Raw genomic sequence first — 7,663 nt, 5'->3', positions numbered from 1 at the left:
GGATTTCTTGCCCTTCAGGTCGTCGAACGAGCGGATCGTCGTGTTGTCCGCGCGCACGATCAGCACCGCGTGCGACGTGATGTACGGCGTCGAGAAATCGTATTTCGCCTTGCGCGCGTCGGTGATCGACACTTCGTTGACGACCGCGTCGTAGCGGTTCACGTCGAGCCCCGCGATCAGCCCGTCCCATTTGCCTTCGACGAACTGCGGCTTCACCCCGAGGCGCTGCGCGATCGCGGTCGCGATGTCGACGTCGAAGCCCGTCAGCTTGCCGGTCTCGTCGTGGTACGTGAACGGCGCATAGGTGCCTTCGGTGCCGACGCGGAACACGCCGGCCGACTTGATCTGCGACAGGTCGTCGGCAGCCAGCGCACTGGTGGCCGCGGCAGCCTGCAGCAGCGCGACGACCAGAATGGAGCGGAGGAATTTCATGGTGCGGACCCCGAATGATTGGAGAGGATCATCCCGCCGGCGCGCCTGCGCCGTTCGAGAGGTCCGCGAATTCTACCGATGCGTGGAGGGCCGGCAAAAACGCAAATCGGCTAACGATATGAGCCGATCGAATAACGCCCGCACCGGCCACGATGCCGGCGCGGGCGCCTTACACGTCGCTTACCACGGCAGCGAATACGTCTTGGTATTCGTGAAGCTCTTCATCGCTTCCTGCACGCCCTCCTTGTACCCGAGTCCCGAATCCTTCACGCCGCCGAACGGCGTCAGTTCGAGCCGGTAGCCGGGCACCTCGCGCACGTTCACGCTGCCGACTTCCAGCTCGGTGATGAAGCGCGTGATGTGGTCGAAGCGGTTCGTGCATACCGACGACGACAGCGCGTAGTCGGTGCTGTTCGACATCCGGATCGCCTCGTCGATGTCGCGAAAACGCATGATCGGCGACACCGGCCCGAAGGTTTCATGCTTGACCAGCGGCATGTCGGGGGTCACGCGATCGACCACCGTCGGCGAATACAGCGCGCCGTCGCGCACGTTGCCGACCAGCAGCCGCGCCCCGCGCGCGATCGCGTCGTTCACCTGCTGCTCGCAGAATTTCGCGGCCGCTTCGTCGATCACGGTGCCCATGTCGACCGACGGATCGGACGGATTGCCGTACGACCAGGCGCGCGTCTTCTCGACGACCAGCTCCGTGAAGCGATCGGCCACCGCCTCGTGCACGAGCATCCGCTTGATCGCCGTGCAGCGCTGCCCGGAATTCTTGTACGAGCCCGACACCGCGAGCGTGCTCGCTTCGTCGAGATCGGCGTCTTCCATCACGATGATCGGATCGTTGCCGCCGAGTTCGAGCACCGCGCGCCGGTAGCCCATCCGCGCGGCGATCGACTTGCCGATCGACACGCCGCCGGTGAACGTGATCATGTCGATCGCCGGGTTCGTGATCAGCTCGTCGGCGATCTCCTTCGGGTCGCCGGTGATCACCTGCAGCATCTGCGGCGGCAGGCCGGCTTCGTACAGGATGTCCGCGAAGCGATAACACGACAGCGGCACCTTCTCCGACGGCTTCACGACGATCCGGTTGTTGGTCGCCACCGACGGCACGATCTTGTGCGCGACCTGGTTCATCGGATGGTTGAACGGCGTGATCGCCGAAATCACGCCGAGCAGCGGGTCGCGTTGCGTGTACACGCGGCGCTTCTTGCCGTGCGGCGTCAGGTCGCACGAGAAGATCTGCCCGTCGTCCTTCAGCACTTCGCCGGCGCCGAAGGTCAGCACGTCGGCCACGCGGCCGGCTTCGTACGTCGAATCCTTGAGGCACAACCCGGCCTCGGCCGTGATCAGCGCCGCGATCTCGGCGGTGCACGCCCGCACGATGTCGGCCGCGCGACGCAGGATCGCCGCGCGATCGTGGCGCGTGAGCGTCGGCCGGTACGCACGCGCAACGGCGAAGGCGCGGCGCACGTCGTCGAGCGTCGCCTTCGGCACGGTGCCGACCAGCGTGCCGTCGTACGGGTTGCGTACTTCGATCACCGCGTCGCGGTAGATCTTTTCACCGTCGATTCGCAGTGCTTCACGATGAGGCGTGCGGACATCCGTCGATGCTGCAATGGCGTTCATGAGTGTCTCCTGGCGGATGCGGCCGCGTCACTGCAGATGGTTGAGCGCGATGTCGATGATGTCGAAGTTGCGCAGCCGCGCGCGGCCCGTGACGTCGGTCGCGACCGGCTTGCTGAAGATCAGCGGCACGATCTGCTCGGAGATCCCGCCGTGCGAGCGCAGCGGCACGTCGAGGCCCGACAGGTCGTGCTTGATGCGGCGCGTGCCGAGCACGACGTCCTGCTTCGAGATCACGATCAGGTCGCCCATCCGCGCGGGCGGCAGCTCGAAGCGCGCGCAGCCTTCGGCGCCCGTCAGCACGACCTCGATGCCGTCGACCGCGGCGAGCCGCGCGCGCAGCGCGTCGGTGTCGGCGTCGCCAGGCACGTAGACGGTCGCGAACGAACCGAGCGCGCCGTGGTGCACGACGTACGGGTCGGTGATCGGCAGGATCACACGCGCCGCATCGTGGCCGAGCCATTCGTCGAACAGCTCCTGCAGGTAGATCACGTTCGGCTCGCCGGTCGCGTCGTCGTGCTTCGCGTTCATCCCGTGATCGGCGGTGATCGCGACGATCGCGCCGAGTGCGTCGAGGCGCTGCAGGTAGGTGTCCATCATCGCGTAGAACGCGTTCGCGCCGGGCGTGCCCGGTGCGCACTTGTGCTGCACGTAGTCGGTCGTCGACAGGTACATCAGGTCGATCGGGCGCGTCTCGAGCAGGCGCACGCCGGCCGCGAACACGAATTCCGACAGGTCCGCGCTGTACACGCTCGGCACCGGCTTGCCGACCAGCTCGAGCACGTGGTCGATGCCGTTTTCCTCGACGCTCGCTTCATCGGCCTTTTCCGACGAGAAGCAGATGCCCTTGAGCCCCTTGCCGAGCAGGCGGCGCAGCTTGTCCTTCGCGGTGACGACCGCGACGCGCGCACCCTGCTCGGCGAAGGTCGCGAGCACGGTGGGCGCGACGAGGTACTTCGGATCGTTCATCAGCACCTCGGCGCCGGTGTCGCGATCGTAGAAGTAGTTGCCGCTTATCCCGTGGATCGCCGGCGGCACGCCGGTGACGATCGACAGGTTGTTCGGATTGGTGAAACTCGGCACCACGCACTCGCCCTTGAGCGCCGTGCCGGGCTTCAGCAGCGTGCGCAGGAACGGCGCGACGCCGGCCTCGGCGGCTTCCTCCAGATATTCGTATGCGCAGCCATCGACGCAGACGACCACCACGGGCCGGCTCATCCAGTTGTAGCGGCGGCCGTTCACTTCCACGGATACAGGCGTTTCAGTCATGACGTTCATTCTTTTCGGTTCGAAGGGGGTTGAGCGGTCGGCGCCCGCGCCGTGGCCACTGCTGTTTTCGACGCTTGACATTAAAGTCGATGATTTGTAGATTGTCAACAACATGCAGAGAACAGAAAGCAAACGGCAAAATGGATGATGCGCATGCAAGGTGTGGCGGCCGCGCATCCGCCCTCTGCCGCGGCGCGGTTTTTATCAGGCGGTCAAAAAGCGTGACTACAGTCGGCATCCGGGCAAGCTCGCCAAGGTCGATGCGGTCCGCGCCGGCTGCGTCGACCATTTCGGCGAAGCCGGGATTCCCGGCGCCGTCGCGGCGATCGCGGGCACGCTGAAGACGATGGGCGTGCGCCGCGTATCGGCCGAAGCGGCGGCCCGACGATGCGACGCGATGCACCAAGCCGCGCTGCGCGCCCCGCCGCCGCCGTCCATCGCCGTGCGGCGGTTTCGTTTTCGTTTTTTGCTTTCCCGTCGTGCGCCGCACGGCAATCTTCGACCCTTACCGGCATGGCACCCGATGCGACCCTTCTGGATCGAACAAGCGCTGTTCAACGACGGCGATCTCGCCCCCGCGCTGCAAGGCGCGACGCAGGCCGACGTGTGCATCGTCGGCGGCGGCTTCACGGGCCTCTGGACCGCGATCCAGGCGAAGCAGCACGACCCCGCGCTCGACATCGCGATCCTCGAGGCCGACCTGTGCGGCGCGGGCGCGAGCGGCCGCAACGGCGGCTGCCTGCTCACGTGGTCCGCGAAATTCCTGACGCTGCGGCGCCTGTTCGGCGAAGCCGAGGCGATCCGGCTCGTTAAGGCATCGGAAGCGGCCGTGCAGCACATCGCCGATTTCTGCCGCGCGCACGACATCGACGCCGAATTGCGGCTCGACGGCACGCTGTACACCGCGACGTCGGGCGCGCAGGTCGGCACGCTCGCGCCGGTGCTCGACGCGCTCGCCGCGTGCGGCATCCACAGCTACGAGCCGCTGCCGTCCGCCGAAGTCGCGCGCCGCTCGGGCTCCGCGCGCAATCTCGACGGCGTCTACTCGCCGATCGCCGCGACCGTGCATCCCGGCAAGCTCGTGCGCGGGCTGCGCCGCGTCGCGCTTGCGATGGGCATCCGCATCTACGAGCGCACGCCGATGCTCGACTTCACGCCCGGCCAGCCGGCCGTCGTGCGTACGCCGTCCGGCAGCGTCACGGCGGGCAAGCTCGTGTTCGCGATCAATGCGTGGATGGCGAGCCGCTTCCCGCAGTTCGAACGGACGATCGCGGTGGTGTCGAGCGACATGGTGATCACCGAGAAATGCCCCGAGCTGCTCGCGCGGACCGGGCTCGTGGACGGCGTATCGGTGCTCGATTCGCGGATCTTCGTGTACTACTACCGCACGACCGCCGACGGGCGGCTGATGCTCGGCAAAGGCGGCAACACGTTCTCGTGGCGCAGCCGCATCGCGCCCGTGTTCGACCGCCGCTCGCCGTACGAGGCGCAGCTCACGCGCAGCCTGCGCGAATTCTTCCCGTCGCTCGCCGGCGTGCCGATCACCGCGAGCTGGAACGGGCCGTCGGATCGTTCGGTGACGGGTTTCCCGTTCTTCGGCCGCCTCGATGACGCGCCGAACGTGTTCTACGGCTTCGGCTATTCGGGCAATGGCGTCGGGCCGACCTACATGGGCGGGCAGATCCTGTCGTCGCTGGTGCTCGGCCTCGACAACGCATGGACGCGCAGCCCGATCGTGCGCGGCCCGCTCGGCCATTTCCCGCCGGAGCCGATCCGCTATGTCGGCGCGCACGTCGTGCGCAACGCGATCCGCCGCAAGGAGCGCGCGGAGGACGAGAGCCGGCAGCCGTCAGTGGTCGATACGTGGCTCGCGAAATTCGCGAGCGCGGCGGGGAAGGCGGACAAGGCGTGACGAAACGCTGAACGGAACGCACAACGAAAAAGGGACGCGGCGACGCGTCCCTTTGCCGGTGCGCGGCAGCCCGCGCGGGCATTGACCGACGCTTACGCGCCGGCCTTCTCCCGCGCCGCCTTGCCCGTCGCGGGCAGCCCCTGCTCGTCGTGCGTACGGCGCATCCGCGCGAGGCCGTGCGCGACGTGCTCGCGCACGAGCGCGACGGCCTTGTCCTCGTCGCCGGCCGCGAGCGCCTGCACGATCTTGTCGTGCTCGGCCGCCGACACGGCGATCGCATCCGCCTCGGCCTCGATCGCCGCCTGGCGCAGCAGGCCGAGCTGGCGCACGAGCCGGCGGTAGGTATCGGTGAGATGGGTATTGCCGACGCCGACGACCATCGCGTCGTGGAACTGCACGTTCAGCTCGGTATAGCGCGTGACGTCGTGCGTCTTCGCGGCGTCCTTCATCGACTGGATGATGCCCTTCAGCACCTTCAGCGTATCGGGCGAGATGCGCTTCGCGAGCGCGCGTGCGACCGATTCGTCGAGCATCGCGCGCACTTCGTAGATCTCCTCGGCCTCACGCAGCGGCACGACCCGCACGGTCACGCCGCGATTCTTCTCGTTGCGCAGCAGGCCGGCCTGCTCCAGCGCGCGAAACGCCTCGCGCACCGGGCCGCGCGACACGTTCAGCCTGGTCGCGATCTCGACTTCGTTGAGCTTTTCGCCGGGCGCGTATTCGCCGGAGACGATCGCGCGCTCGAGCATGTCCTGGACGATCATCGCGAGCGACTGGCTTTGCAGGAGTTCGATGGCGCTGAGCGCGTTCGGGGCAGTCATGGTCGGGCAGGCAGCGGGGCTGTGGATGAAAACGAGGGCGCCATATCGGCGAATGATCCTTGTATACCCTCGGCCCGACACATTGTCAACAGTTTTCAGTTTCCAAAAGCCAATCCTGCGGGGCGGAGCGCCACCCGCCTGCAATCGGCACGCGGTGGTCGCGCGCTACGGGCGAACTGCCCCGCTTCGCACGACCGCCGCGTCGCGCCGTCAGGCCGTCTGCTTCACCGGCCCCGGATCGCTGTGGCTCGGCCGGCCCGTCTCGACGTGGCCCGCGAAGCGGCGCACGACCTTGTCGTCGCCGCCGCGCAGCGTGGTCGCGGTGATCGTCAGATCGTACCAGCCGTGGCTCGACGACAGCTCGAAGTGCCCCTCGACGCGCTCGCCCGGCTCCAGCGTGTAGGTGCGTGCATGCGCATGGCTGTACGCGTTGTCGACCGTCACGCGGCACGTCGCGCGGCCGCTGTTGCGCAGTTGCAGGTACACGTGGCGATTGCGCACGTCGTAGCCGATCTTCGCTTCGGGGTTCGCGTGGCGGCCGTCCGCGGCGAGCCGCGTGTTGCCCTGGAATTCGCACAGATAGCCGTTCGGGCCGTAGGCGGCCAGATGGTACTCGCCGCGCGCGGCCGACGTGCTCCACGTATCGACGAAGCGGTCGCGCGCGGACACCGCGTAGCGGCGCGGCGGCGTCGCCGGGTTGCGGCGGTCGTACACGTAGAACGCGGCGCCCGCGTCGCCGGTGTTCGCGAAGTCGAGCGACACCGTGTCGTCATGCGCGCCCACGCGGCTGTGCACGAACAGCTCGTACGGCAGCGCACGCGCCGGACGCGTGCCGGGCTCCTGCGCCGGCATCGACTGCTGCGCGGGCACCTGGTACGCCTGGCCGGCGGTGGCGAGGTGCTGCGGCACCGTGAAGCTCACCGTGCGCGTGTCGGGACGCGCGGAGAAGTCGAACGCCGACGTGAGGTCGCCGCAGATCGACCGGCGCCACGCGCTGATGTTCGGCTCCTTCACGCCGAAGCGCGCTTCGAGGAAACGCAGCACCGACGTATGGTCGAACGTCTCCGAGCAGACCCAGCCGCCCTTCGTCCACGGCGAGATGATGATCAGCGGCACGCGCGGCCCGAGGCCGATCGGCTGGATGCCGCCCGGGTCGGCGCCCGGCACGAGCGGGCTCATTTCGCCCGGGTACTTGTTCAGGTCAAGCAGCTCGTCGCCGAGGTTCGACAGCAGGTTCGACGACACGATGCCCTGCCCGCCCACGCCGCTCGTGACCGGCGGCACCGGCGGCACGACGTGGTCGAACAGCCCGTCGTTCTCGTCGTAGTTCAGGATGAACACCGTCTTCGCCCACACCTCGGGGTTCGACGTCAGCGCCTCGAGCACCATGTTGATGTAGAACGCGCCGTCGGTCGGCGACGCCTGCGGGTGCTCGCTGTACTTGTACGGCGACACGATCCACGACACCTGCGGCAACCGGTTGGCCTGCACGTCGGCCTTCAGCTCAGCGAGCGTGTGGTCCGACGCGCCCTTGTCGACCAGCGGGCCGCTCGCGCCTTCCTTCACCTGGAAGCGCTTGAAGAACATCAGCGAGTTG

The 7,663-nt window shown here is 67.6% G+C and carries 7 protein-coding genes; 1 reads left to right on the top strand and 6 read right to left on the bottom strand.

Annotation, left to right across the window (positions count from 1 at the left end; translation table 11 throughout):
• The 4 genes from JMF90_RS15365 to JMF90_RS15350 all read right to left on the bottom strand — a co-directional run.
• On the bottom strand, nt 1–432 hold a 432-nt coding region (locus JMF90_RS15365), incomplete at its 3' end, for a transporter substrate-binding domain-containing protein (protein WP_201325209.1).
• A 180-nt stretch (nt 433–612) separates the two neighbouring features.
• On the bottom strand, nt 613–2,067 hold the full coding sequence (gene phnY / locus JMF90_RS15360) for a phosphonoacetaldehyde dehydrogenase (RefSeq protein ID WP_011694446.1): 1,455 nt from the start codon (nt 2,065–2,067) through the stop codon (nt 613–615).
• A 27-nt stretch (nt 2,068–2,094) separates the two neighbouring features.
• On the bottom strand, nt 2,095–3,333 hold the full coding sequence (gene phnA / locus JMF90_RS15355; protein WP_011694447.1) for a phosphonoacetate hydrolase: 1,239 nt from the start codon (nt 3,331–3,333) through the stop codon (nt 2,095–2,097).
• The gene (locus tag JMF90_RS15350) at nt 3,326–3,823 is read right to left on the bottom strand and encodes a hypothetical protein (RefSeq protein ID WP_127479564.1); all 498 of its coding nucleotides are present in this window, start codon (nt 3,821–3,823) and stop codon (nt 3,326–3,328) included. The genes phnA and JMF90_RS15350 overlap by 8 nt, the downstream gene beginning before the upstream one ends.
• Nucleotides 3,824–3,856: 33 nt before the next feature.
• Here JMF90_RS15350 and JMF90_RS15345 point away from each other — a divergent pair, with 33 nt between their 5' ends.
• Complete coding sequence (locus JMF90_RS15345) at nt 3,857–5,245, top strand: FAD-dependent oxidoreductase (RefSeq protein ID WP_011694448.1); 1,389 nt, start codon at nt 3,857–3,859, stop codon at nt 5,243–5,245.
• Nucleotides 5,246–5,337: 92 nt separating this feature from the next.
• Here the strand turns inward: JMF90_RS15345 and JMF90_RS15340 are convergent, their stop codons facing one another.
• Both JMF90_RS15340 and JMF90_RS15335 read right to left on the bottom strand, forming a co-directional pair.
• Nucleotides 5,338–6,066 (bottom strand): phosphonate utilization associated transcriptional regulator, encoded by a 729-nt coding sequence (locus tag JMF90_RS15340; protein ID WP_011546500.1) that lies wholly within the window; start codon nt 6,064–6,066, stop codon nt 5,338–5,340.
• Nucleotides 6,067–6,276: 210 nt separating this feature from the next.
• Nucleotides 6,277–7,663, bottom strand: a 1,387-nt coding sequence (locus JMF90_RS15335) for an alkaline phosphatase family protein (RefSeq protein ID WP_201325208.1), incomplete at its 5' end; no start/stop codon positions are given.

The organism is Burkholderia sp. E168m23, assembly GCF_016586125.1.
In the GTDB taxonomy this organism is placed as follows: Bacteria; Pseudomonadota; Gammaproteobacteria; order Burkholderiales; family Burkholderiaceae; genus Burkholderia; species Burkholderia orbicola.
This window is presented reverse-complemented; position numbering and strand designations above follow the sequence as displayed.

Bases quoted from the DNA above. Each gene is read 5' to 3' on its own strand.
- phnY (WP_011694446.1), bottom strand. From the start codon at position 2,067: ATGAACGCCATTGCAGCATCGACGGATGTCCGCACGCCTCATCGTGAA.
- JMF90_RS15345 (WP_011694448.1), top strand. From the start codon at position 3,857: ATGCGACCCTTCTGGATCGAACAAGCGCTGTTCAACGACGGCGATCTC.
- phnA (WP_011694447.1), bottom strand. From the start codon at position 3,333: ATGACTGAAACGCCTGTATCCGTGGAAGTGAACGGCCGCCGCTACAAC.
- JMF90_RS15340 (WP_011546500.1), bottom strand. From the start codon at position 6,066: ATGACTGCCCCGAACGCGCTCAGCGCCATCGAACTCCTGCAAAGCCAG.